This is a genomic window from Spirochaetota bacterium, assembly GCA_034190085.1.
In the GTDB taxonomy this organism is placed as follows: Bacteria; Spirochaetota; UBA4802; order UBA4802; family JAFGDQ01; genus JAXHTS01.
On the sequence record JAXHTS010000058.1, the window covers coordinates 36,081 to 62,561 of the forward strand.

Consider the following 26,481-nt stretch of genomic DNA (forward strand, 5'->3'; position numbering starts at 1 on the left):
CATAGTTGTTACGAGAAAAACTTATAATCATTAAATATAACAATTTTTTTATCAAACATCCATAAACGATCAGACTTTTTTAAATATTTTAACTTTAAGTTTTTGAATATATTATTCTCCATTTAAGGGATTTATTTCATCAGATATAGATATGATTGTTTCAAATAACATATGTTATTTTTTTATATTGAGAATTATAACCTAATTTTGAATTAACACGCTTTGTAACCTTTTATAAATTGAAATGTATAAAATAACACCAATAATAATATTATTTTTACTACCTCTCTTTATTTTCATTTTATTATCACCTACATTATCTGCCTCAACAAGAATCAGACCTGAAAAAATCGATTATAAATGCCTTAAGGTCAAATTTAATAATGAACCATTAGATATTTTTTATATTGTTATTGACACAAGAACAGATGAGGAAAAGCAAGCTGATAGAAAGAGAGGTCATCTCTCAGGTTCGGTCATAGTATTTTTCCATGGCCATGCCCAAAGGCCGAATAACGGATTTAACCTGCTTGCTGAAATGGCTATGAAAACCAAATCAGGGATAATAATTATTCCTGTATGTGACACACCATACGGAAGCAACGAAAAATGGCGGGGTGATTCTGGCAAGATGGTTATATTGATGGAGCTTGTACGATATCTGTTGCATGAAAAAAAAATCTCAATTGAAGGCTATCAACCATTAACAGATTTAAAGCTTGTAATAAATAATACAGATTTATCAGTTTTATCAATGGATACTATCATTAATGCAAAGATATTAGCAGTTGGCTATTCACATGGAGGTATTATATCAAGACAATTCGCAAATGCATATCCTGATGCTGTTGTTAGTCTAGTTCATTTTTGTGCTGCTGGTTATATTGAATGGGGTGGAAAGAATTGTATTGGTCCTGTATGCATAACAGGGAATTTTATGTGTGAGAGTTGTAATATTGGCCTTAGGTTCTTTTCTCATCCTGGAGATACAATTGATTCAAGTTGGGGTTTAACTAAAGGGATTGTTGGTGACTCACTTCGCTCATATTCTTCATGTCTATTTGGTAACTTCAATTGCCTGAAACCTTTTAGGAATTTTAGAGACGCGAAAGATGCATCCATATACATCGATGACAGCAATTATCCGGTTAGTCATCTGAAGAATATTGTGGTTGTCTTCGCGCAAGACGATACTCTTTTTGATCCTGCTGAAATCATTGGAGTTGATGATTATAAAAATATTACCAGGAAGGTGATTGAAGAATTCTGGACAAAATTTTATCCACAGGAAGTCGCAGGTGGCACACGGCTTACCTTGAGAATTCTACCTGGTACTCATTTAGGTCCTATTGTATACCATGATCAATATATTGAAATAGCGCTTAAAGGAACCGATGAATTTCGATTAGACTGATGCTAAAATATCACTTATACTTATTTCTGCTGGAGAATCCGGCATGATGATTTTAATGGCTTTCGTTTACCGTTGATTTATTATAGGATAGTATTTCAATGGGTCTTTTAAAAACATGTGCTTCGCCACTTATGAAGAAAATACTTTTCAAAAGATCATTAACATAACATACTCCAAGTAATTTAATCCATAAAATCATCCTTTGCTTGTTTTCCCTCTCTCAGCTATGCCTATGGCTACAATATGTGATAAAAATTATAATTATTACAGACTGATATGTCTGTGAAATTAGCAAATTTTAGATTTTCATTGATATACATGTTAATACTAAGCAAATTTTTTACAAAGAGCATTATAAAAAACATTGAATTGTTTGTCTCTATCAAAAAATTACGGCTCATGGGGCGAATAATGTGACTTCATGCATGATTGAAACCTTTAATAAAGGGAAACAATTAGGCTAATCGTATATTATTCTACTATTAGATGGTTACAATTATGATAAACTTATCAGGGTTTTCGCTAGGGGTTGTAGCATAAAACGCTACATGAACCGAAAACTACTGTGCAGGCCCTCAATAATATTTTTTAATTGACATGTAGTATAATTTCACTTTATGAGTTAATCAATAACAGTATATTCATAGCAAATAATTTGGTTTTAGATAACATATTTGAATATTGTATTTTTAAGTATAATAAATAGGTGGAGTGATTATGGGAAAAAGGATTAAATTGATAGCTTTGATTTTTAGCTTATTAATATTCAGTTGTGGAAAAGGAGAGAAGATGGACGAGAAAATAATTCCTAATAGATCCATTGGAGAGGTTCCCAATACTTTATTGAAGAAGCTTACTGAAAAAAGGATATATTTTGGACACCAGTCAGTGGGATTCAACATTATTGATGGAATAAATGACATAATTAAGGAGAATTCATCAATCAAATTGAATATAGTTAAAACAGATAATATTGAAGATTTCAAACGCCCAATCTTTGCTCATTCACAAAATGGCATTAACAAGGATCCAAAATCCAAAGTTGACGCTTTTACTAATCTAATGGAGAAGGGTTTGGGCGATAAGGTTGATATTGCATTTTTCAAATTCTGTTATGTAGATATATTAAATGATACCAATGTTAATGAAGTGTTCAATTATTATAAATCCGCAATGATGCGTTTAAAGAACAGGTATCCTAAAACACTATTTATTCATGTTACAGTACCTTTGATGAGAGAAGCTAAAGGGCCTAAGGCGTTTATTAAGAGCATTATTGGTCGTGATCATAATATTGTTAGAAACCAGTTCAATGATTTGTTGAGAGAAGAATATGATAAAAATAGAATATTTGATTTGGCGCGTTTCGAATCCACCTATCCGAAGGGACAGAGAGAAGCGCGAAAAAAAGGAGGGAAATACTCATATTCTCTAATACCCGAGTATACTGATGATGGCGGTCATTTAAACGAAAAGGGACGTAAAATTATCGCTGAGCAGTTTTTGATCTTTCTATCTGAATTGTAATTATTTGGAAGATCAGATAATATATCCATCAAGCCTGAATCAAGGAATTTAGGTGATTTACTAACTTTGTATTGTCCTTAGTAAATTGTGTCACTGATGAACTATAAGCATTTAGATTTTCAATACAATCTCTTAAATCACCTACCTCATAAGCTACAATCACGTAATTCAACTTTTGCATCATCCGCGCAAATGGCACTTGATGATCATCCAGATGCTCTCCATACTTTTTCAGTCTAGTAACAATAATTGGTGTTTTCCCTAATTCTAAACATAATAGGGTTGTTCCAGCGCCTGCATGAGCAATTACTGTTTCTGCTTTCTGGATATTATTTCTCATTTCATTAAAAGTAATATATCGATCCCATGCACAGTGGATAGGTTCATACTTGCATGATCCTAATTGTACATAGACATCATCCTTAAGTATATTATCTGACTTTAATGAATCAACCTCTTGAATGAGACGATCAAAAGGAAACTTTTCTGTTCCTGTAATTACAAAAATCATATTACACGTCCATGGTATTGAGCTTTTTTATACTTGTCCGCCAATTCTTGCCATTGAACCAATAGATTATCAACATATGGATAGACTAAATACGCTGACATTGAAAACTCTTGATTTCTCGTAATAGATTCGATGTAAATGGTTTTGATCCCTAATATTTTCCCAATGAAAATAAATGGAACAGCGACGCCTGCTCCAGTTGAAATGATAGCATTTGGTCGTTCTTTTCTTAATAATTTAAGAGCAAGGAATATATTACGAATCAGATTTATAACATTTCTGTTTGTTGGATAATATGCCCAATAAACACGTTCATCCTTTAAGAGATATTCTGCATCCTGGGTAGGAAAACTTACCCAGAAATGCTCTTTATCACTCCAAAATTCTTTTAAACTATATAATTGAAAAAGATGACCACCTGATGAGGCTATTAAAGCTAATTTTGTCAATTATTTCTCCTTTTTTATTATGCCTATCCTTGAAAGGTATTCGGCTCTATATTGAATTAGAGTTTATATTTTTATATATACATCAGTGAAGAATTATTAATGATTTCATGTTTTAAATAAATATTTTAAATAAAATAAGTAGTAACTATATTTTTTATTGCCTTTTAACCATAGAGTAATTATCCTTATCATAGTGCCAATAAAAAAAAGTAACATAGCAATAAAATAGACGGAATTATTGTAATTTTTTTTGAAATAGTATTTAAATGATATTATATAATCCCTTGTGGATCTTACCCAATTAGATTCAGCAATTAAACCACCTTTGTGGATTATTCTACTATAGGGATAATAAAGCAATCGATAACCATTTTTTATTGCTTGTAGGCAATAGTCAGACTCTTCAAAATACATAAAATAATTTTCGTCTAGTAATCCAATTTTATCAATAACATCTCGTTTAAACATAAAGGCTGCGCCATTAATCTGCTCTACATATTTTGGTTTTTTATAATCCATGTATGTCATAAAATATGAGTTAAAGAGTTTTGAGTTACTCAGCATTCTATGCAAAAATAATCTTTCACAGAATAATCTCCATAGCGTTAAATTGGATTTGGGATGGTAATAGGATTGATTACTTTTATCAGGATACAATAGCTGTGGGCCAATAAAATTTATATCATGATTCTGTTTTAAATGATTGTATAATTTCTCAATGCTATTATTCTCAATAATATATGTATCCGGATTTAGCAATAATATGCAATCACCAGAAGAAGCTTTAATGCCAATATTATTGCCGTACGCAAATCCCCCATTCTTAGGTGCATAAATTATGTTGACAAAGTTATAATTTTCACTTATGTTCTTTAGTCCCGAATCGTCTGAATTGTTATCCACAATTATGAATTCATAGTTTGAATAATTTCTCTCATTCTCTACTATTGATTCTAAGCAGATGCTAATATCTCTTGAGGTTTTGTAGTTGACTATTATTATACTAAGCATTCTTTTTTTATTCTATTATTCATAAATAAGGATCAATATATAGGAGTTTTTATAAAAATAGTATAGGAACTATTTAAAATTTGTAGTTTAAACAAAAGACTATACCTGCATACTTAAAATTTGAATACCATCCATTTATTGATCTCACAAATAAATATTAACACTTTATTTATGGGAAAGCAAGTATGATATTGAGATAATTCTGAAATATTTATGAATTAGTAAAGAAGGTACTAATGAAAGTATAGGGTATAAAAAGAAGGCTTATCCTCTAGCTTAATGTAGCATAAATTATTCAATATTTGCTCATGATGTTATTATTATCTAAGGAGGTAAACAAAATGAGATAGAATAATTATAGAGAATAAGCCTATTTTGCCTTTATTAAATGGATTAAAATTAAATGTCAATAAATATTTAAGTACATTGGGATTTCAAGATAACTTAATAAATAACATGAAGCTATAGTATGAAAAGAATAGCTACAGCAGATATTTTAATATGTGGAGGGGGTATAATCGGCCTTACTATTACAAGGGAATTATTGAAAAAAGGGTATGAGAATATTGTATTGATAGATAAAGAAGAAGAAATTGGATTGCATGCCTCTGGGAGAAATAGTGGGGTATTGCATGCTGGTATATATTACACTCCTGATAGCTTGAGAGCGAGGTCGTGTTTAAGGGGCAACCTTTTAATGAAGGAGTATTGTAGAGGGAAGGATTTACCATTGTTAGAGTCAGGGAAGGTTATCGTTGCCAAGAATGAGAGTGAGATAGCTGTATTAAATGAACTCTTTTATAGAGCTCAGGAGAATGGAGCAAGGGTTAAACTAATTGATGAGAGGGAGCTTAAGGAGATAGAACCATATGCTAGGACATGTGGAATAGCCCTTTTCTCAGAATATACTGCTGTAGTGGATCCAAAAAAAATATTGACCAGCCTTTATAATGATCTCACCTCTTCATCAATAGTAAAGATATTATTGGGAATCCAATTCAAACATGTTAAAGGTGATGATATCGCTGTAACAAATAAAGGGGAGATAAAATTTAATATGTTTATTAATGCTGGAGGAGCCTATAGTGATATAATTTCTTATGATTTTGGGGTCGGATTAAATTATAAGTTGATACCCTTTAAGGGAATTTATAAAAAATTGAGTAATAAAAAGGCAAGTTCAATCAAAGGGAACATATACCCTGTGCCAGATATTAGGAATCCTTTTTTGGGAGTTCATTATACTAAAAATGTCAGTGGTGATGTTTATATTGGACCTACGGCCATTCCAGCCTTCGGAAGAGAAAATTATGGAATAGTGAAGGGTATAGACATTGAGGCCTTTGAAATATCACTTCGGGAGGCTTGTCTCTTTTTTACGAATCCGAAGTTCAGGAAGATCGCCTTAATAGAACCAAAAAAGTATTACCCGCCATTTTTCTATCGCGATGCTCGAAGTCTTGTAAAGGGGATTGAGCCAGAAGATATAGAATCAACGAAGAAGAGAGGTATAAGGCCTCAACTTGTTGACTGGAGCCAAAAAGAGCTTATTACGGATTTTATGGTATTAAAAGATGGCAACAGCGTGCATATTTTGAATGCAATCTCTCCAGCATTCACAAGTTCCCTCGATTTTGCCAAGTTTGTAATAGAAGAGTATGTACAGAATTGATTATTGATCATTATTGTAATTGCATTTACTTATTGTGAATATTTTTTCTCTGTATTATTTAAGCTTATCGATCTTGGTGGTCTGAAAGGGGTGAAGAATTGATATTATTTCTATAATGTAAAATTGTTAAGCAATATTGTTTTTTATTTTTGTATATGTTGACTCCTAACATGAAAATGAAATTATGTACATAAATAGTAATAATAGTATAACCCAGGAGTTACGATATGAGTAGTGTAGCTGAAGTACTTAGTATAATTAAGAAGGAAGATATAAAGGTAATCGATCTTAGATTTATGGATTTCCCTGGCCTCTGGCAGCATTTTGCTATTCCAGCGCGGGAAGTAGATGAAGGTATGTTTGAGGATGGCCTTGGATTTGATGGTTCCAGTATAAGGGGTTGGCAGGCAATAAATGAGTCGGATATGCTTGTCATGCCTGTTGCAGAATCTGCCTTTATTGATCCATTCCTCGAGCATAAAACCCTTGTGATGATATGCAACATTGCAGACCCAGTCACAGGGGAGGATTACACTAGAGATCCTAGAAATATTGCTAAAAAGGCTGAAAACTATTTGACAGGTCAGGGTATTGGAGATGTCGCCTATTTTGGCCCTGAGGCTGAATTCTTTATATTCGATGATATCAGATTTGATCAGAACGAGCATGAAGGATATTATTTCATCGATTCAGTTGAAGGGAGATGGAATACCGGTCGTGTAGAAAATCCGAATCTTGGTTATAAACCAAGATATAAGGAGGGATATTTCCCGGTACCTCCAACGGATAGTCTTCAGGATATTCGAAGCGAAATGATGCTCATATTAGAAAGTCTTGGCATTGAGATAGAGGCTCAGCATCATGAGGTTGCCACAGGCGGTCAGGGTGAGATCGATATGAGATTCTCGCCACTTGTGGAGATGGGCGATAAACTACTGAAATATAAGTATGTTATCAAAAATGTGGCAAGAAAATATAATATGACTGTCACATTTATGCCTAAACCACTCTTTAATGATAATGGAACCGGAATGCATACACATATGTCGATCTGGAAGGATGGCAAGAATTTATTCGCTGGGAACGGATATGCAGGGATGTCAGAAGTTGCGATGTATGCCATAGGCGGCATATTAAAGCATGCTCCAGCATTGCTAGCATTTACTAATCCCACGACCAATAGCTATAAAAGGCTTGTGCCAGGTTTTGAGGCGCCTGTAAAGCTGGCATACTCCAGCAGAAACAGAAGCGCTGCTGTGAGGATACCTATGTATTCACAATCAGAGAAGGCAAAGCGATTTGAGTTCAGGTGCCCTGACCCAAGTTGTAATCCATATCTTGCATTTTCAGCAATGCTGATGGCTTCTATTGACGGCATTCTGAATAAGATTGAACCAGGATCGCCTTTAGATAAGAACATTTATGATATGCCTCCTGAAGAATTGGCAGAGGTGCCAACTACTCCCGGATCTTTAAGAGAATCATTGGCAGCACTTGAGAATGATCATGAATTTCTTTTAAAGGGGGATGTTTTTACAAGAGATGTAATAGAGACCTGGATCTCATATAAAATGGAGAATGAAGTACAGGCGCTTGATCTTCGTCCTCATCCATGGGAATTTGCGATGTATTACGATATCTAATATTTGGATAAATCTGATATGACTAATAGGGGGCATTATTATGAGTCGTGTTGACTTTAAAGCCCCTTTTTTGTTTTACTTGATTTTAATAGTAAATTGAGTGAAATAATCATTATGAAAAGAATAATTACTTATGAAACAATTAAATCCGCATGTCCGGATATTGATGACAATATAATAAATGATCACCTGGCAAGGCTCGAAAGCGATTATTTTTATTATTTTTCAAGGAATAATATATTTGATCACCTTAGGGCAGTATCTGAACTCTCTTATAAAAATCCTGTAAAGGTAATAACCAATTTATCATCTGATGAATGTATAACATGTACAGTGATAGCTAGAGATTATCCTGCTGTATTTTCGCTTATTACTGGTATACTCTCAAGTTTGGATTATAGGATTATTTCTGGTAAAATATTTACCTACAAAAAGGATTCTGTTTCTCCCCACACTCCAAAACCAGGATTTAAGAAAAATCCTTCAGCAGCCCTTAAAAAGACTACTAATAAAAGAATTATTATTGATCACTTTTATGGCAGACTCTCTACAGGGATTTTTTCTCATATCTGGGTCAATGAGTTGACCGACTGTCTCAATTCAGTCTTTAAATTGATTGAAAAGGATGATAGCGGGTTATCTGCTGCAAGGAGGAGTGTAAATGAACTGGCAGCCAGAAAGCTGGAAAATATTACAGAATGCCAATCGATATTATACCCAGTAAAAATTGAAATAGATAACAAAAATGAATTTTACACAGAGATGAGGGTCGTCTCTGAGGATACCCCCTTTTTCCTCTATGCATTATCAACAGCACTCAGCATGCAGAATGTCCAGATTGAGCATGTTAATATAGATACAATCCAGATGCAGGTTATTGATGAGTTCAGAATTGTAAATTCCTTGGGCAGCAAGATAGAAAACGAAGATACAATCAATAGAATTAAATTATCCGTATTGCTGACAAAACAATTTACCTCTTTTATAGGGACTGCCCCGGATCCCTATGTGGCCCTATCACGTTTTGAGTATCTTACAAGTGAGATATTGTCCCTTCCTGAGAAGAGCAACTGGCTGGAGATACTTTCAAATCCACATTTGATGAAAGATCTTGCAAGACTCTTAGGCGCAAGCGATTTTCTATGGGAGGATTTTATTCGACTTCAATATGAGACCATCCTTCCGCTTTTAGAAGCTAAAGGTGAGAAAAAAGGATTTACAGAAACCGCTTCATCCATTTCGGATAGATTGTCCAAGGCCATGAAGGGGGTTGAGGATAGGGGGGAACAACGGAGGATACTGAATGAATTCAAGGATATAGAAATTTTTCATATTGATCTTGATCATATACTCAACCCTGAAACAGACTTTCGTATCCTTTCCGAACGTTTAACTATGCTTGCGGAAGTTGTTATTGATACTGTGGCAGGATATTCATATAAGCATCTAAGTGATATCTATGGATACCCAACAACTGTAGCAGGTTTGTATGATAAATTTTGTATATTTGGATTGGGGAAATTCGGGGGCGCAGCATTGGGCTATGCCTCAGATATTGAAATTCTTCTTGTCTATAGCGACAATGGCCAAACTGATGGAACAGATTCAATAAAGAATTCGGATTTTTTTAATCGCCTTGTTAAAGAGATAATCGGTTTTATTAAAGCAAAAAAAGAGGGAATTTTTCGTCTCGATTTACGTCTTCGTCCCTATGGGATTGACGGGCCTCTCGCGTGTAGTCTAGATTCTTTCTGCAAATACTATGGAGCTGGAGGAGACGCTCATTCTTATGAGAGATTAGCGCTGGTGCGCATGCGTCCTGTGGGGGGTGACGTTGACTTTGGAGAGCAGCTTATTCGTTTAAGAAATGAATTTATTTATTCAACAAATAGTATTGATATAAAGGAGCTTCATAATCTCAGGCGTAAGCAATTTATAGAGAAGACGCAGGAGGGAAGAATAAACGCAAAATACTCACCTGGCGCGTTAGTGGATATTGAATATACTGTACAGATTTTGCAGATAATGTTCGGCAGAGAGAATTTATCTCTGAGGACGCCGCGCATTCATGATGCCTTGAATGCTTTAGCCGAGCATGGAATCCTGGAATGGGTTGAGGTGGTCGATGTTATCGGAGCATACGATTTTTTCAGAGAGTTAATAAATGGTCTCAGGATGCTCAGGGGTTCCGTAGAAGATCTCTTTCTACCTTCAATTGATTCAATCGAATATGGCCATCTCGCTCGGCGTATGGGGTATAAAGTTGAAGGAGACCTGAGCCAGGTAAAGCAGCTTCATATAGAATTTGAAACCAGATCTGCCATGGTTCGAACATTTATTGAACGACATTTCGGTGGGACTATACTTCTTGGAGACGATGTGCGAAATATTGCAGATTTGATATTGTCGAAGGATCTTTCTGATTCGATATCCAGAAAAATCTTATCAGATTATGGTTTTAAAAATCCTGAAAGGGCGATTGTCAATCTTAAGAATCTAGCTAGTGGCAACAAACAGGAACTTTTTGTAAGGATTGCTGTTCTGGCTACAGATATACTGCTGCATAAACCTGATCCTGATATGGCACTGAACAATTGGGAACGTTTTATAGATGTAATATCTGATCCGGTCAGGCATTTTCAGGAAATGTTGTCTCAACCTAAGAAATTGGATATCCTTTTAAGCATATTTTCAACGAGTCAATATCTGTCAGATACCCTCATAAAAAATCCTGATTTTCTTGAATGGCTTATCCTACCAAAAAATCTATACAAATCATTAAATAAAACAGAGATTGAAGATGAATTAAAAAAGCTTTACCAGTCCTCTGAGTCACATGGAGACTGGCTGAATAGTATTCGTCTAATAAAGAAGAGGGAAATCCTGAGGATAGGAACAAGGGATATATGCCTGAATATGCCGCTTCCAGATATAACAGAGGACCTTTCTGTTCTGGCAGAGGCTTTTATTGATGTGGTTTCCGGAATTAACCTATCTTTATTGAATACTGAGGATGCATCTGTTCACTGGGATAATATTTTAAATAATTTTTCGATCATGGCATTTGGAAAACTCGGTGGTAATGAGCTCAATTATAGTTCTGATATTGATATAATGCTTATCTATGATGCAGGTGACAATTCTACGGGTATGCAGTCTGATGAAGCTTTTTATGGAAATATATACTCAACGATTATAGAAAAATTATTATCTGATTTATCCTCACATACAGAGGAGGGGCATGCCTACAGGGTTGACCTGAGATTAAGACCTTATGGTAGTTCAGGGGCTCTGGCATATTCTATAGAAAATCTTGTTGATTATTATAACAACATAGCGGATCTTTGGGAGATTCAGGCGCTGCTTAAACTGCGCCCGGTGGCCGGGAATCTCCCAGTGGGATATAAATTTATTGATAAAGTCAAAGAGATTTATAATAACAGGATTACCCATAAAAGCGTGATCGAATCAATCAGGAGGCTTCGTTCATTAGCGGTTAAGGAAAATTCATCAAGAATTCTATCAGGAATTGATATAAAAAACGGTATAGGTGGCATACGGGATATCGAATTCCTGGTTCAGGGTCTTCAGCTAATCAATCTTCCATCCAATTCAGGGTTGTTAGAGGCAAATACCCTCAAAGCATTGACTGTTCTTAAAAAAATCAATATTTTAAATCAGGATGTTGTTAAAAGTCTAAGGGAGGAATATATTTTTTTGAGAAAGGTTGAGCATTATCTGCAGTTGTATGAAGACAGGCAGGTTCATTCATTGCCTGCTGATCCAGTAAAATTGGAGGCTTTGGCAAAAAGTATGCTTGGTATTGATGCAAAAGCCCCTCAATTTATGAGTAAACTAAAGGATTATCAGCATAGAATTAGAGAGGCATACGACAGATATTTAATTCCGCATAACGATAACGAGGTTTCCCATCAATAGATGATGATGCTGGCTGTCCATATTTGTGAATTTTTGCTGTTAACTGAGCTTTTCCCTTAATATCTCATTTGCCATCCCTGGATTGGCCTTCCCATTAGTGGCTTTCATCACCTCCCCAACAAAGAAGCCCATTATTTTGGTCTTACCGCTTCTATACAAATCAACCTGGGATGGATTCTTCTCAAGAATCTCATCAACTATCTTCTCAATAGCATCTGGATCAATGATCTGTTTAATCCCTTCCTGGTCAATAATCTCAATCAATCCCTTATTCGTGGCAAAGGCCCTTTTTATCACGTCCTTGCCAATCTTGCCGCTTATTTCTCCGCTATTAATCTTCTTGAGAAACTCTGATAAATCTGCTGGTTGAATATGCATATTCTGAATATCGTTATCAATGTAGGATAATATCTCACTAAAAAACCAGTTTGCCAGTATTCTGGGCTTATCATAGATCTTCAGTACCTCCTCAAAGAAATCAGCATAGTCCGGATTGATCATGAATAAACGGGCCTCGTCATTGTTAAAGCCGTATTCCTCTTTGTATGTCTTCTTCCTTTCCAGAGGCAAAAGGGGTAATCTATCTTTAAGGCCATTGATCCATTCATCAGTTAATTCAAGGGGCAACAGATCAGGATCGGGGAAATATCTATAATCATGGGATTCCTCTTTACTTCTCATCAGATATGTCTTCTGAGCGCTATCATCCCATAATCTTGTTTCCTGTTCAATAGGAATGCCTGCTTTTTTCATCTTCCTCTGGCGGTCAATCTCATAATCCAGGGCTTTTTCAATTGCCTTAAAGGAGTTCATATTCTTAATTTCAGTTTTAACCCCCAGTTCAGCGCTTCCCACAGGTCTTATAGACACATTGGCATCACAGCGCAGGCTGCCCTCTTCCATATTGCCGTCGCATATGCCCAGGGAAACCAGTATGGCCCGTATCATCATAACATACTCCCTGGCCTCCTTTGGACTTGATATATCCGGCTCAGTGACAATTTCGAGAAGAGGAACGCTGCATCTGTTAAAGTCTATAGCGCTCGCCTTTGATCCCCAGATGCCTGGCGCTCCCACATGAACCATCTTTCCAGCGTCCTCTTCCATGTGGATGCGGTTTAATCTGATCCTTTTAACAGGCCCATCGACCTCCACATCAACATATCCGCCGCTGCAGATAGGCTCCTCAAATTGGGAAATCTGGTAACCCTTGGGCAAATCAGGATAAAAATAATTTTTCCTGGCAAAGATGGAGCGATTATTTACTGTTGATTTTGCAGCCAGCCCGGCAAGTATTGCCATATTAACAGCCTCTTTATTTAGAACAGGCAATACACCGGGGTGTCCGGAGCATACAGGACAGGTATTGCTGTTTGATTCCCTGCCGAATTCAGTAGAGCATTTACAGAACAATTTTGTCTTCGTATTCAACTGGGCATGCACCTCTAATCCAATTACCGCCTCATACTCAATGCCCTTCTCTGTAATTACATTCCGTTCCAGGGACTTTTCATCAATTCCTGTCCTCCCTTTTTGGGGAGGGGCAATATAATTTGTACCAAGAACGGATGGACCATTTTTAATGAGCATATCCAGATCAGCCCATGTCTCAGATTCATCCTCTCGCAGATAGGGATCTTTGTAAACAGCATGACTGACCGGTTTCATGTCCTGGCAGGGGGCATTATTGATTACCCTGGCATATTCCAAAAAATCCTCTAACTCCTTTTCGAGCTGACCCTTTTCTTCTTCGCTTACATCAAAAGTTGCAAGTCCAATCAGTTTCTCAATATTTATTGTTCCTTTTTCTTTCATTATTAACTTCCATCTATCTATGGGGATAGCCGATTTATATCCCTCGGGAAGAGGGAGGCCTCTCGAATATTTTTCAGATTTAGAATTTTCATTGTCAGCCTTTCCAATCCCATACCCAGTCCGCCATGCGGCGGCATGCCAAACCTGAAGATATCCATGTAATGACTAAAATCACGTGGATTGCAGCCAAAACTTAAAACATTCTCCCTGAGCATATCATAATCATGAATCCGCTGTCCCCCTGTAGTAATTTCAATTCCATTGTAGAGCAAATCAAAGCTTCTGGTGTAACCAGGCAATCGCTCATCGGGCATTGTGTACATAGGTCTCTTTTTTACAGGATAACCGATTATATAAACAAGGGATGAGTTTTTCTCCCTTTCAAAATATTCACATATAACCCTTTCACCCTCAGGTGAAATGTCACCCTCTTCCATATCCCTTATACCGAATGACTCTACAATTTCCAGGGCCTCCAGAAAGTGAATTCTGGGAATGATTTCAGGCAAATCAATTGGGGAACCAGCCTCTTCTAATTCATATGCAAACTTTTCTTTCAATTTTTTGAAAATGTATTTTATAAGCCCTTCCTGCATATCAATAATATCCTGCTCATCCTTTATAAATCCCATTTCATAATCCAGGCTCACATACTCATTTAAATGTCTCACTGTGTTATGAAGCTCTGCCCTGAATACCGGACCGATCTCAAATACCCGTTCAAATCCGCTCCCTACCATGGTCTGTTTATAAAACTGTGGCGATTGGGCTAGAAATGCTGAGTTTCCAAAATATTTTATCTCAAATATATTACTGCCCCCCTCAGTTCCGGAAGAAATGATCTTGGGTGTTTTTATTTCAATAAATTTATGTTCTGAAAGGTATTCTCCAAAGAGCTTAACTATCTCTGACTGGATTCTGAATGTATTTAGAATTTTCGGATTCCTTACTGAAATAGTTCTATTATCAAGTATTGTCGGGAGATTTATGTTGCCTGAGTTATTATTAATGCTGATAGGCAGATCATTAGCAGCCCTGCCAATAATATTTATTGTCTTTACCTTTATTTCAATATTGTTATATGGACTACGCTCTTCCTTTGTCACTTGCCCATAGATTTCAACAACCGTTTCGAGATTTAAACGTTCCTTAAGTCCATCCCCCTCAATAACAAGCTGTGTGAAACCACTCCTGTCCCTTAAATCGTAAAACTCAATGCCGCCAAGGTTCTTCTTTCTATGAATCCATCCTGCGATTTTAATATCTTTATTCACATAGTCTTCAAGATCATTACAATATACCCTGTCAGAATAATTTTTATCTCTTTGCATATATGTTTTGGATATTTTGTTAATATCTTCCTGTGTATATATTGAGGTTGCTTCCTCTCTCCCGCCTTCTTCCCTGGCGCCTGTCTTGCAGACGATTCTATCCTTATCAGCAAACACCTCTTCGAGAGGGGGTATGAACTCATCTCTGAGCTGCTTTTCAAAGGCAAAAGCAATTTTCAGCAGATTTTCTTCTTCTAGCGCCCTGCCCATCAACTGAAGACCTACAGGCATATCATTAACCATACCTGAAGGCACTGAAATCGCCGGCAGTCCCGCCAGATTGGGCAGTACTGTGGTAACGTCTGACAAATATATTTTCATAGGATCTTTCAGGCTCTCGCCAATGGGAAAGGCTATCTCAGGGGTGGTGGGCATGGCAATAGCATCAAATGTCTCAAATATTTTTTTTAATTCCTCTCTGAGGTAAGCCCTCACCCTCTGGGCCTTTCTATAGTATTCATCGTAATACCCTGAAGAAAGCACAAAATTACCCAGAAGAATTCGTTTTTTAACCTCTTTTCCAAAACCGACTGAACGCGTCATGCGAAGCATCTCCTGATAATCACTCTGCCTGCTGTTTCGATAGCCGTATTTTACTCCATCATATCTGGAAAGGTTTGAAGAGGCTTCGGCTGTTGCAATAAAATAGTATGCAGAGGTTGCGTATTGAAGGGCGCTAAATGAAACATCTTCAATTTGAGCGCCCAGCCCTTTTAACATCCCTATGGATTTCTTAAATTGCTCCCGAATTTGCGGAGACACTCCCTCCTGGAAGAGTTCCGGCAATACTGCTATGCGCATTCCAGCTATATCCTGATCCAATTTAGCTGTATAATCCTTTGAGGGTATGTCCAGGGATGTGGAATCATTTTTATCATACCCGCTTATTGCATTCAACAGAATAGCAATCCCATATACATCTCTGGATAAAGGACCAATCTGATCTAATGAGGAGGCATAGGCTGTCAATCCATACCGTGAAACAAGGCCGTATGTTGGCTTTAAACCGAAAATCCCGCAAAACGCTGCTGGCTGCCGTATAGAACCCCCGGTATCGCTTCCTATGGCCAGGGGAACCATGCCTGATGACACAGCCGCTGCAGATCCGCCTGATGAACCTCCAGGTACCCTGTTTAAATCCCAGGGATTTCTTGTATGCTTGAGGCTTGAGTTTTCGCAGGTTGATCCCATTGCGAATTCGTCCAGATTGGTCTTACCTATGATAATCCCACCTTTTCCCTTGATCATTTTGATTGTTGTTGCGTCATATGGGGGATAATAGTTCTCTAAAATTTTAGAAGCGCAGGTGGTTGCAATACCCATAGAATGGATGTTGTCTTTTATAGCTATGGGTAAGCCGTCAATCAGGCTTTTTTGAGCCTTGTTCTGCCACCGCGCATCGCTCTCCTCTGCCTGTTTAATAAGAGTCTCCCTGCTATATAGTGAGATGAAGCACTCCAGAACAGGATCATATTTAACTATCTGTTCCAGGTAAGCCTTTATCAATTCCACACAGGTTATCTCTCTCTTTTTTATAAGAGAGGTTATCTCTTTAATATTTTTACTTACTATTCTGTCCATGTACTTAGTGTATCCTAAAGAAAAAAATAAACAAACTCTTGAGTTCTTATATAGTCATTGTGCTGACAGGGTTGGCAAATGTTTTACCAGCCGTCGAGCATATGGGCGGGTATAGGCATTCACTCCTTTGCTTATGAGTGCAGCCCTTGAAAGGGGCACTGATTTTACAACATTATTTTAATGTGGATAATTGGCAAAGCATTAAAGGGATATTTTGTTACATAGAAGTAAAATTAACTGAGTATTATAGAGATTGTCAAATGACTTTCTGCAAATGCAGGAGTCCATTTGTTTTGAATAGAATTATTATAAGATTCCTGCATTTGCTGAACCTACACCTATGCATAAAGGTGAATGACAACTGTCAAAGGTAGCGAATACATCCATTATTTGTACTATTATCCCTTTTTTATCATCTATAAAAAAAATGATTGAAATTTATACTTCATCTTGATGAGGGTAAGTAATATTTCTTTTCACCTCAGGATGCATTCAGTAAGAGAATGAATTTAAGAATCAAGAAGTCGATATGGAATTGAAAATCATTGAAGGGACTTCGTATTAAATTATTCCTTTTGAATAGGGCATGTAAAAATGGAAGATAAAATTAAGACTATTGGTGAAGATCTTTACAGATTTCAATCCGCAATAAACGAGGAAGGTTCTACCCTTGGGGATTATATTAAGGAAAATTACACGAGCAAATGGATATCCGATAATCTGTTCAATGTGATGGCAATTCGAACTACATTTGTGAATGCCATGAATCAATTCCTTGTTAATGAGGGGCTCTTTAATCTTGAAAAGGTTATGCTGAGTATTATTACAGATCCATTGGCGCATGATATTGAACATACACCTGCTATCGACTACAAGGGGCATACGTACCTAACAACACATAGCATGATTTACAGTAAGTTCCTAGCATGTTCAAATCCTGACATTAAAGGCATATTTGTTGATTCACCGAATATCCGTCTTGAGATCGAGAGTCCTATTGGAGAACAGAGGGGAAGATATCTTGCTGATTTTTCTCAGATGGATGTTGAATTTAGACGCAATAGGGGAATAACCATTGATGATTATTATAATCAGGTGTCAATGGTGTTCGATGCCCTTGATGAAGATATGGGAAAGGCAAAGAATTTTTTTGAAAGGATGATGGTTCATGTATGCGAGGAATTGAATAAAAGAAATAGCGATAATCTAAAAGATCTTGGCGTGATATTGGAGGTGCCAAGGATTCCATTCCCTAGCTTCCATAAAGACGAATGTGTAGCAAAATTTGGAGCAAGAGGACTTGAAGAAGAGGTTGGGAAGATGACAGATGCCCAGTTCTTCTGGATAACAGGTTTATTGAGGGAGAACTATGATCTAATCTATCCGTATCTATCTCAGAATGGATCTAAGGTCAATCTACGAGATGCTAAATCTCGTAATATCTTTAATTATGATATTTTGGCAAAGAGTATAGACGCGAAGTCAGGCAAGCAAGCGCCGGCAAAGGAGATCATGTCAGGAGCGATCAGGGAATGGCTTTTTGAACCGATTATCGAAAGAATAATTGATAATAGGGTTCTGCCATCTCGCCCGAATATTGTTGATGGGAATATTGAAAATATTGATGAACTTGGTGGGTATGGGCCATTTCTATATTTTGCCTCAATGAAGGATTCAACGGGTAAACCGATTTTCCCTGACACTGCTGGAGGCGGGATCGGTATTGAGCGCACCCTCTATTCAATTCTACGTGGCGAAAAGATTAAAATCATAGATGATGTAACCTATTTTGGGAAAAATCCAGATTCACATCCTATTTTTTTATACTAAGGGTAGAAAAATTATCTTGATACCTCTCAATAAAATGATAATGCAACAATTGCAGAGAAACAATACCCACCAAAGCCATGTCATCGCGTGCGCTGATATTTTTCCCACCCTTTTGTGAAAATTTTTTCAATAAATTTTTTACGCTCTCTGGTACAAAGTACCCGAATTTATCGATATTTTTCTCAGATATCATTGATGAGGATATATTGTTGTTTTCTGTAAAACATTGACTTATTGGCGCGCGATAGGGTTGTTTTGGTCTGTTAATAATTGAACTGGGTAAGATCTGTTCAAAGGTTTTTTTCAATATGAATTTTTCATTCAGCACCTTTATTTTATATTTTGGCGGTATGGTGTTTGCAAATTCTATAACATTATGATCCAGAAATGGGAATCTCCCCTCTACAGAATTACCCATCATCATTCGATCGCCTTGAGATGAGAGCAGGTATCCTGCCATAAATAGGGATGACTCCAGATATTGAGCCCTGCAGAGCGGGTGCCATCTTCTTATCTCCGGATTTATATAATCTTCTAATTCCTGAAATATCAGATTATCATCAAAGGACTCTCTAAATTGGTTGTTGAAGAGCTGTTTTATCTGTGAGGTATTATTCCAACGGATGTTATGGGAATAATATTTATTATCTGTATCAGTGAGTCCCTTCTTAAAGAATAATTGCCAGAATCTTTCCGCCCTTTGATCCTTAGCGATATAGGGATATAATGACGAGAGGAGTTTGGGACGCCATCTGGAATTCGGATATTTTGCCCAGAAACGACGGATTTTATCCTCCTTAAAAATATTATAACCACCAAACATTTCATCAGCCCCTTCTCCGGTTAGCACTACCTTGATGTTATTATCCCGCACTAAACCTGATAACAAATAAAGCGGGGCAGGCGCAGTTCGAATCATCGGTTTTTCAGCATACCATACCACGTCAGAATATGCATTTCCAATATTATTGTAATCAGCTTCAATAATTCGATGGTCAGTATTTAAGAAATCTACCATCTCCATCTGGTAGGGGCGTTCATCATAGTCCGCATCATGAAATGCGACTGAGAAAGTAATAAGATCATTATTATGATATTTTTTTACAAGCGATGTGATGATTGAGGAGTCGATGCCACCGCTTAGATAGGCTGCAACAGGCACATCCGCACGAAGGCGAATGGTTACCGCATCATATAGTTTTTCATTCAATCTTTCAACATAGTAGGATAGGGGTTTATCTTCGAAATCTCTTTCGTCTGGATATTGATAATCCCAGAATTTGTAACTCTTAATTCCACCTTGCGAAACAGTAAGAAAGTGGCCCGGAGCAAGTTCATTTATGTCTTTAAATACTGTCCTTGGTGGAATGTTAACCCAGAAGCTGAATATTTGATCAATGCCATGAGGATCAAGTTCTGGTTTTATCCCAGGATGACAGAAAATGGCCTTCATCTCAGAGGCGTATAACAAGCTGCCATCATTCAAAATAGAATAAAAGAGTGGACGTATTCCAACGCGGTCTCTCGCTAATATTAACTCTTTATTCGTTTCATCCCATAGCGCAATGCCAAACTGACCATTGAGATGTTGAAGGAAGTCCTTGCCATAATCTTCATAAAGATGAACAAGAACCTCTGTATCGCTATGGGTGGAAAATACATGACCCTTTTTAATCAATTGTTCTCTTAACTCAATATAATTGAATATCTCTCCGTTCAGAGTCACGCAAATTGTTTTATCCTCATTGTAAATCGGCTGTTTCCCGCCTGATAGATCAATTATACTAAGCCTGCTTTGCCCAAGTGCGATATCATTGTTTATGTGGAAACCTGTTTCATCTGGCCCCCTATGCCTGAGCGATTCAATCATCTTTTCTAGTACTGATGAATCGACTGGATTTCGAGCTCTTGTGTTATAGATACCTGCTATTCCGCACATGATTTATTTCTATTCAAATATTAGTAAAAATCAATGAGTAATATTATTCCTTTTGGGGGGAGTGATGATTTGAGTTTATTATATGATAATTATTGAATAATAAGCAATCATTATTTACAGTTTTTTCGTGGTAAGCATTTTATTATGAAAACATGACAAATAAATTATATTCTAATATGAATAACCTTGCCCGCTGAGCAAGGTTATTTTTTGAAGAAGAATATTACAGATGCTTATGTTTATCTTGATCGGATACTATTTCATTATTCGAAAATAATAAAGAACGAATGAAATATAGTGAGTATATTGAAAAGGAGCATCCTATTGGAAGCGGGAATGTAGAAAGTGCGTGTCGTCCTTTGATAAAGGATAGGATGGGAAAAACTGGCATGAGATGGAAATATCAGGGAGCATAGGTTATATGATAATCTGACAAAATATGCATGAGTGTAAACATTAAAATGATTAAACCCAATATGAATTTACCAAAACTACCTTGACAATTGAACAGATATGTTTTGTACTCTAATTATTGATTTGCTGTTGTTTTATAATTCACTAGACATATAATATGATATCAGAAAATAATAATAACATATTTCCAGGTAATAAATAATGACAACTTACAGAGCGTTAACCAATTTTCAATGGTCTGTATCTCTATTCATAGGAGCGCTATGCCTTCGATTGTTTCATCTTGATAGCATGAGTCTTTGGCAAGATGAGGGTGCAACGGCTTTTCAGATTAATCATACTACTCTACAAGATGCTTATCGTTCAGTAATGAGTGAAGGATTTATGGCTCCCTTGAGTCATCTTTCCATATATCTTTTTAGCAAAATTGCTGGATTAAGTGAATGGGCGCTTAGATTCCCTTCTGCTTTATATGGTTCTCTATCTGTTGTTGTGCTTTATTATATAGGGATGTTGCTATTTAAAAAACGAAGCGCTGTTATTGGCGCTATACTGTTCCTTTTATCACCCCTTCATATCTGGTATTCTCAAGAAGCAAGGATGTATTCATTGTGGGTGCTGCTAACACTTCTCTTATTATTTCTATTTCTCAAGATATTAAAACTTAGTACTCTACGAACGTGGATCCTCTTTACACTCATTGCAGTATCTATGTTATGGACACATCTAAATTCAATATATATATTTGCTGCAATTGGTATCTATTTTCTACTTTATATAAAGAGATATACAAAAGAATTTATAAGTTTTATCGGTTGTATGTTTGTAATTACTATAAGCTATATTCCTGGTATATTAGCCTTCTTTAATGCAGAGTTTTCTAATATTGGCGGTATGCATAAAACTGGTATTCTTGATTTAATATATGCAATTTTTACTTTTAATGTTGGAACTAGTTTCGGGCCTCCTATCACGGAAATCAGGTCACTTCATGCTCTATATGGAGCAGAATCCTTGAAAATAATTTTTCAAGAATATGGTATTATTCTTATTCCTTCAGCACTTTTTCTTTTATATCTTATACTTTGTACTTTTATATATTATATTAAGGATCAAGATATTGAGAACAGGCTAGGCTATTTGATACCTTTCTTTATACCTTCACTTTTTATTTTCTTAACTGCCTTTTTCTCTAATAGTGTACCATTTAATGTTAGATATATCCTATACGCTCTACCCTTATACCTGCTTCTTATAGGACATGGAATTGAAAAGATGAATATCTATACTAGATTTATCTCAATTTTAATATTATTATTGATAACAGGATTCTCACTATACAATCATTATTATAATCCCATATATAGCAAGGTCGATTTGAGGGGGGCTATTAGATATCTTGATGTGAATATTAAAGACAAAGATGCAGCTCTCATCTTTCATGAGAGTGTTCTGAGAGTAGCTCAATATTATGCCCCTTCAGGTAGATTAAATGACTTCTGTATGCCCTTTGATATTACAGTTGATAAGGCTATTGGAAATACATCTTTTCATAGTAGAATGTTTTTTGTGAAATCCATAAGAATTCAGAAGTATAGAGATGGGGTTGTGGATAAAACCTATAAATATTATTTTAATAATTTTAAATTAGAAAAGAAAGTCAATTTTAACAAGATTGAAATAACTATTTTTAGAAATCATAATCTTAATCCTGTTGTCCTTTCTCGGGAAAGTATATAAGACATAGATGTAGTGACCATAATTTTCTGAAAAGCTTGATTTTTTATGTTTATGGTTTAGCATATCGAAATTTTAATCATTTTTCAAATGAGCGTTTTTTGTAAAATGTCGGTTTTATAACCATGTAAGGATTCATAGAGGCTGGGTTTCGAGACCTATCCTAAGCGAAGCCGAAGGGATTTAGGTGAGGGTAAGGATAAAAAGAGGGAAGTAGAGGGCGAAAAAGCTATTTTATACCTATATCGGTTCTTGGATTTTACATACATCACAGATTCTTCTAATCCTACCATACAGGGATGTATCTAGTGCAAGCGAGCACAAGAGTTACAAGCGCCTGTCTTTGACAGGCAAAGGAGTAAATCTTATTTTAAATATTATCTCAATTATATTATTTCCTTATAATTATTACTATTTATAATTCTATTCAAATGATTTTTTTATGGTATATTGAGGTTTTTTATTTTGAGAAAGAAATATTCTACCCACATATTCACCAATCATTCCTAAGGCTATGAGTTGAATTCCTGCAAAGATAGAAATAAAGATGGTTATTGTTGCCCATCCGACTGGCAATTCTGGATTTAATATTTTTTCCACAAAGGTGATTATAGCAAACACGAGCCCAAATAATGAAAACAAAAATCCAATAATTGTTGCTATTCGTAACGGTAGGATAGAAAAATTAACAAACATATTTAACCATAAAGAGACAAGTTTTTTAAGTGTATAGCCGGATTCACCTATCTCTCTCTTCTGATGTTTGACATTTATTACTCCCACCTTATCTGTCGTTCGTAAAATTAAACCATCAATATATGGATAAGGAAGATCATATTTTATTATTTCATCAACGATGAATCGGTTCAGAATTTTAAAGCTTGAAAGATACAAATTGCGTGGTTTGTTAAGCATGATATTAGCAACTTTATCATTAAACCAACTCCCAAAATTTCTAAAACGTGAATGTTCCTTTTTCTCGTAATAAGTATAAATAACATCATTTTTATTATTGATTGCGGCGTTGATTAATGTTTTCACTTCAGTTATTGGATTTTGGAAATCATCATCCATGATAACCACAAAATCACCTCGAGATTTATTAAGCCCAGCCATAACTGCATTATGTTCACCTACATTCTTTGATAGTGAAAAAAATCGAACGATGCCTTGAAATTGATGATAAAGTCTTATACACTCATGCTCTGAATCATCAGGTGAGTTATCATTTACAAGAATTATTTCGATTGTAAACAACTCAGTTATTGTATTAATCAATTCATTAACAACTCTCCCAATAGTTGCCTCTCCTTTATAGACAGGAATTACAACTGAGATAAACGAATTAGTGCTAATTGAATTCATTAATAACCTTCACAATTGTCTTTAATTCATCTGTATTTAATTCTGGGAAAATTGGAAGACTTAAAATAGTGTCCGCAAATAATTCTGTATTTTCAAAACATTCGTTTTGTTGATATGGATATGCTTTTTGCTTGTTTATCGGAATTGGATAATGAATCAATGATTGAATTTTTGCTCTCTTTAAGTGCATGAGTAAATCATCCCTTTTATGAGTTCTAACTACAAATAGATGATAAACGCATTGACCATAAGAATGTTCAACTAAGCATTCAACAGTATTTAGGTATTGCTGGTAAAAATAAGCAATTTGGCGACGTTTCTCATTCCATTGTTTGAGGTATTTGAGTTTCACTCTTAATATTGCAGCCTGAAGTTCGTCTAATCTGCTATTTACACCATTTAATGTATGCTCATAACCAGTTTTTTTCCCATAATTCCGAAGCAGCAGCAATTTATTATAAATATTTTCATCATTTGTGGTAATAGCGCCACCATCACCATAAGCTCCAAGATTTTTTGTCGGATAGAATGAAAAGGCGGAACATGTTCCATTTGAACCTACATATTTATTTTTATAAGTTGCCCCAGCTGCTTGAGCGCAATCTTCAATTATACTTAGATGATTTTGATCAGCCAGTTGTAAAATTGGATCCATATTACAACTCTGTCCGTATAAATGAACAGGGATTATTGCTTTTGTCTTGTGATTTATTTTTTTCTCGATTTTCTGCCAATCAATAAGTCCATCTTTTACAGAAATATCAACCACAACTGGAATTGCTCCAGCCCTCATAATCCCTGTGATAGTGGGATAAGCTGTCATATTTGATGTAATGACTTCATCACCATTTCCAATATCCAGAGCCATTAATGACAAAGTAATTGCATCAGTTCCTGAAGCTACTCCAACACAATATGATACTCCAATATAATTAGCAAATTCATTTTCAAACTGGCATCCCTCATCACCGAGTATAAACCATCCCTTATTTAGCACGTTTTGAACTGCATTATCAATTTCATTTTTAATTGATTCGTATTGACGAGTAAAATTATTGAATACAATCATGTGTCTTTTCTAAGTGGTAACTTTATGAATTTTAATTTGAGTCCCAATAAAATTCAGAATTATTTATATAATAGTCGATTGTCTTTCGAAGTCCTTCTTTTAGTGGTGTCTGTGGGGTCCAACCTAGTTTTGAGCGAATTTTACGATAGTCGCCATAATAATCCCCAATATCAATGCTTTTTCGATCTGCTGGAAAGGGGATTATTTCATAATTTCCGCTACCGTTCAACTCAATAAGCATTTGAGCTGTATCCTTTAGGGTAATCGGATCTTCTGCTCCAAGATTGAAAATTTCTCCATTCGCATCTTCTGATATACCCGCTAGTAATAATGCGATTACTACATCATCTACATAATTAAAATCTCGAATTTGCTTTCCGTCACCATAAATATGGATTGGCTTCCCTTCGATCAACCGTTGGATCCATATTCCTAAAAAAGTTTGACGTGCATCTTTAACTCTCATTCGAGGGCCGTATGTGTTTGTTAATCGTAAAACCGTTGAACAGATATTATACACATTGTTATACACTAGATGATACCATTCACCTCCCATTTTATTGATGCCGTTTACATCAACTGGACATAGAGGATGTCGTTCATCAACTGGAAGGTATTGAGGCTTTCCATACATTTGACGAGTGCTGGCAAAAATAATCTTTATATTGGGATTGTAATTTCTACAAGCCTCTAATATAAACAATTGAGAGCGTACATTAATATCTAAATCAGTATACGGATTGTTCATCGAATCAATATGACTCGTTTGTCCTGCAAGATTAAACAGATAATCCTGATCTTTTATCAAATATTTCATCGAGTGTTCATCACGCACATCTGAGATATTTATATGAACTTTATCTTTTATTGGTTCGATATTCCACAAATTGCCACCATATTCTGGGATTATACTATCAATCAACGTGACCTTTGCCCCAAGATGCACAAGTTTAAGAGCCAGATTTGAGCCGATAAATCCGAGCCCTCCTGTAATAAGCACATTTTTCAAATTATAATTGGAAAATATATATTCTGAATTTGTCATAACTATATGGTGGTAGAAATGCTTGTCATTGATATAATTGTATTAAGTGAAATAGAAATCTATAGAAAATCACTATTATTATAAACAAATGATATATGAATCATTAAAATAAATCAAGTTATTAATTTTACAGCAGGCGATTCTTCGGTAAAAACTCCAAAGGTCTCTTCTATCGCATTTTGAATCCAA

17 protein-coding genes and 1 pseudogene are annotated in these 26,481 nt (G+C 35.8%); 8 read left to right on the forward strand and 10 right to left on the reverse strand.

The features are described from left to right. Positions 1-244 precede the first annotated feature (244 nt). Positions 245-1,414 (forward strand): hypothetical protein, encoded by a 1,170-nt coding sequence (locus SVZ03_11720; GenBank protein ID MDY6934871.1) that lies wholly within the window; start codon positions 245-247, stop codon positions 1,412-1,414. A gap of 789 nt (positions 1,415-2,203) precedes the next feature. After that, positions 2,204-2,941 (forward strand): hypothetical protein, encoded by a 738-nt coding sequence (locus SVZ03_11725; GenBank protein ID MDY6934872.1) that lies wholly within the window; start codon positions 2,204-2,206, stop codon positions 2,939-2,941. 28 nt (positions 2,942-2,969) lie between these two features. Here the strand turns inward: SVZ03_11725 and pssE are convergent, their stop codons facing one another. The 3 genes from pssE to SVZ03_11740 all read right to left on the reverse strand — a co-directional run bounded on the left by pssE (position 2,970) and on the right by SVZ03_11740 (position 4,912). Continuing rightward, positions 2,970-3,452: a PssE/Cps14G family polysaccharide biosynthesis glycosyltransferase gene (gene pssE, locus SVZ03_11730; protein MDY6934873.1), complete on the reverse strand. Its 483-nt coding sequence runs from the start codon at positions 3,450-3,452 to the stop codon at positions 2,970-2,972. Beyond that, positions 3,449-3,901, reverse strand: a complete 453-nt coding sequence (gene pssD, locus SVZ03_11735; GenBank protein ID MDY6934874.1) for a PssD/Cps14F family polysaccharide biosynthesis glycosyltransferase — start codon at positions 3,899-3,901, stop codon at positions 3,449-3,451. Before pssD ends, pssE begins: the two co-directional genes overlap by 4 nt. A 105-nt stretch (positions 3,902-4,006) precedes the next feature. After that, entirely contained in the window at positions 4,007-4,912 is a 906-nt protein-coding gene (locus tag SVZ03_11740; GenBank protein MDY6934875.1) for a glycosyltransferase family 2 protein, read from the reverse strand. Positions 4,913-5,381: 469 nt separating this feature from the next. Between SVZ03_11740 and SVZ03_11745 the strand changes: the two genes are divergently transcribed. The 3 genes from SVZ03_11745 to SVZ03_11755 all read left to right on the forward strand — a co-directional run bounded on the left by SVZ03_11745 (position 5,382) and on the right by SVZ03_11755 (position 12,166). After that, complete coding sequence (locus SVZ03_11745; protein MDY6934876.1) at positions 5,382-6,584, forward strand: FAD-dependent oxidoreductase; 1,203 nt, start codon at positions 5,382-5,384, stop codon at positions 6,582-6,584. 227 nt (positions 6,585-6,811) lie between these two features. Next, positions 6,812-8,227, forward strand: a complete 1,416-nt coding sequence (glnA, locus tag SVZ03_11750) for a type I glutamate--ammonia ligase (GenBank protein ID MDY6934877.1) — start codon at positions 6,812-6,814, stop codon at positions 8,225-8,227. A gap of 114 nt (positions 8,228-8,341) precedes the next feature. After that, positions 8,342-12,166, forward strand: a complete 3,825-nt coding sequence (locus tag SVZ03_11755) for a glutamate-ammonia-ligase adenylyltransferase (protein MDY6934878.1) — start codon at positions 8,342-8,344, stop codon at positions 12,164-12,166. A gap of 39 nt (positions 12,167-12,205) precedes the next feature. On the opposite strand, the gene gatB is transcribed toward SVZ03_11755, so the two are convergent. From gatB to gatA, 3 genes and pseudogenes are all read right to left on the reverse strand, one after another. Continuing rightward, on the reverse strand, positions 12,206-13,981 hold the full coding sequence (gatB, locus tag SVZ03_11760; GenBank protein ID MDY6934879.1) for an Asp-tRNA(Asn)/Glu-tRNA(Gln) amidotransferase subunit GatB: 1,776 nt from the start codon (positions 13,979-13,981) through the stop codon (positions 12,206-12,208). 17 nt (positions 13,982-13,998) lie between these two features. Continuing rightward, positions 13,999-15,312, reverse strand: a complete 1,314-nt coding sequence (gene aspS, locus SVZ03_11765; GenBank protein MDY6934880.1) for an aspartate--tRNA(Asn) ligase — start codon at positions 15,310-15,312, stop codon at positions 13,999-14,001. Positions 15,313-15,465: 153 nt separating this feature from the next. Further along, positions 15,466-16,893 (reverse strand): annotated as a pseudogene (gatA, locus tag SVZ03_11770) (Asp-tRNA(Asn)/Glu-tRNA(Gln) amidotransferase subunit GatA). A 594-nt stretch (positions 16,894-17,487) separates the two neighbouring features. On the opposite strand from gatA, the gene SVZ03_11775 reads away from it, so the two are divergent. Further along, positions 17,488-18,723 (forward strand): hypothetical protein, encoded by a 1,236-nt coding sequence (locus SVZ03_11775; GenBank protein MDY6934881.1) that lies wholly within the window; start codon positions 17,488-17,490, stop codon positions 18,721-18,723. Here the strand turns inward: SVZ03_11775 and asnB are convergent. Continuing rightward, the gene (gene asnB / locus SVZ03_11780; GenBank protein ID MDY6934882.1) at positions 18,707-20,662 is read right to left on the reverse strand and encodes an asparagine synthase (glutamine-hydrolyzing); all 1,956 of its coding nucleotides are present in this window, start codon (positions 20,660-20,662) and stop codon (positions 18,707-18,709) included. The genes SVZ03_11775 and asnB overlap by 17 nt on opposite strands. Positions 20,663-20,949: 287 nt before the next feature. Between asnB and SVZ03_11785 the strand changes: the two genes are divergently transcribed. Next, on the forward strand, positions 20,950-21,078 hold the full coding sequence (locus SVZ03_11785) for a hypothetical protein (protein MDY6934883.1): 129 nt from the start codon (positions 20,950-20,952) through the stop codon (positions 21,076-21,078). Between the two features lie 199 nt (positions 21,079-21,277). Continuing rightward, positions 21,278-22,816, forward strand: coding sequence for a glycosyltransferase family 39 protein (locus SVZ03_11790; protein ID MDY6934884.1), 1,539 nt, complete (start codon positions 21,278-21,280; stop codon positions 22,814-22,816). A gap of 420 nt (positions 22,817-23,236) precedes the next feature. Here SVZ03_11790 and SVZ03_11795 read toward each other — a convergent pair whose 3' ends face one another. Genes SVZ03_11795 through SVZ03_11805 form a run of 3 tightly spaced genes read right to left on the reverse strand, consistent with a single transcriptional unit; the run spans position 23,237 to position 26,292 of the window. Next, complete coding sequence (locus SVZ03_11795) at positions 23,237-24,178, reverse strand: glycosyltransferase family 2 protein (GenBank protein MDY6934885.1); 942 nt, start codon at positions 24,176-24,178, stop codon at positions 23,237-23,239. Next, a complete protein-coding gene (locus tag SVZ03_11800; GenBank protein MDY6934886.1) occupies positions 24,165-25,247 on the reverse strand; it encodes a DegT/DnrJ/EryC1/StrS family aminotransferase in 1,083 nt (360 codons plus the stop codon). Before SVZ03_11800 ends, SVZ03_11795 begins: the two co-directional genes overlap by 14 nt. A gap of 31 nt (positions 25,248-25,278) precedes the next feature. Continuing rightward, the gene (locus SVZ03_11805) at positions 25,279-26,292 is read right to left on the reverse strand and encodes a GDP-mannose 4,6-dehydratase (protein MDY6934887.1); all 1,014 of its coding nucleotides are present in this window, start codon (positions 26,290-26,292) and stop codon (positions 25,279-25,281) included. Positions 26,293-26,481 lie beyond the last annotated feature (189 nt).

Coding starts and splice junctions, on each gene's coding strand:
- SVZ03_11790 (MDY6934884.1), top strand. CDS start 21,278: ATGACAACTTACAGAGCGTTAACCAATTTTCAATGGTCTGTATCTCTA.
- SVZ03_11720 (MDY6934871.1), top strand. CDS start 245: ATGTATAAAATAACACCAATAATAATATTATTTTTACTACCTCTCTTT.
- SVZ03_11800 (MDY6934886.1), bottom strand. CDS start 25,247: ATGATTGTATTCAATAATTTTACTCGTCAATACGAATCAATTAAAAAT.
- SVZ03_11725 (MDY6934872.1), top strand. CDS start 2,204: ATGGACGAGAAAATAATTCCTAATAGATCCATTGGAGAGGTTCCCAAT.
- SVZ03_11775 (MDY6934881.1), top strand. CDS start 17,488: ATGGAAGATAAAATTAAGACTATTGGTGAAGATCTTTACAGATTTCAA.
- gatB (MDY6934879.1), bottom strand. CDS start 13,981: ATGAAAGAAAAAGGAACAATAAATATTGAGAAACTGATTGGACTTGCA.
- SVZ03_11755 (MDY6934878.1), top strand. CDS start 8,342: ATGAAAAGAATAATTACTTATGAAACAATTAAATCCGCATGTCCGGAT.
- SVZ03_11805 (MDY6934887.1), bottom strand. CDS start 26,292: ATGACAAATTCAGAATATATATTTTCCAATTATAATTTGAAAAATGTG.
- SVZ03_11785 (MDY6934883.1), top strand. CDS start 20,950: ATGAAATATAGTGAGTATATTGAAAAGGAGCATCCTATTGGAAGCGGG.
- SVZ03_11740 (MDY6934875.1), bottom strand. CDS start 4,912: ATGCTTAGTATAATAATAGTCAACTACAAAACCTCAAGAGATATTAGC.
- aspS (MDY6934880.1), bottom strand. CDS start 15,312: ATGCAAAGAGATAAAAATTATTCTGACAGGGTATATTGTAATGATCTT.
- pssE (MDY6934873.1), bottom strand. CDS start 3,452: ATGATTTTTGTAATTACAGGAACAGAAAAGTTTCCTTTTGATCGTCTC.
- glnA (MDY6934877.1), top strand. CDS start 6,812: ATGAGTAGTGTAGCTGAAGTACTTAGTATAATTAAGAAGGAAGATATA.
- SVZ03_11795 (MDY6934885.1), bottom strand. CDS start 24,178: ATGAATTCAATTAGCACTAATTCGTTTATCTCAGTTGTAATTCCTGTC.
- asnB (MDY6934882.1), bottom strand. CDS start 20,662: ATGTGCGGAATAGCAGGTATCTATAACACAAGAGCTCGAAATCCAGTC.
- SVZ03_11745 (MDY6934876.1), top strand. CDS start 5,382: ATGAAAAGAATAGCTACAGCAGATATTTTAATATGTGGAGGGGGTATA.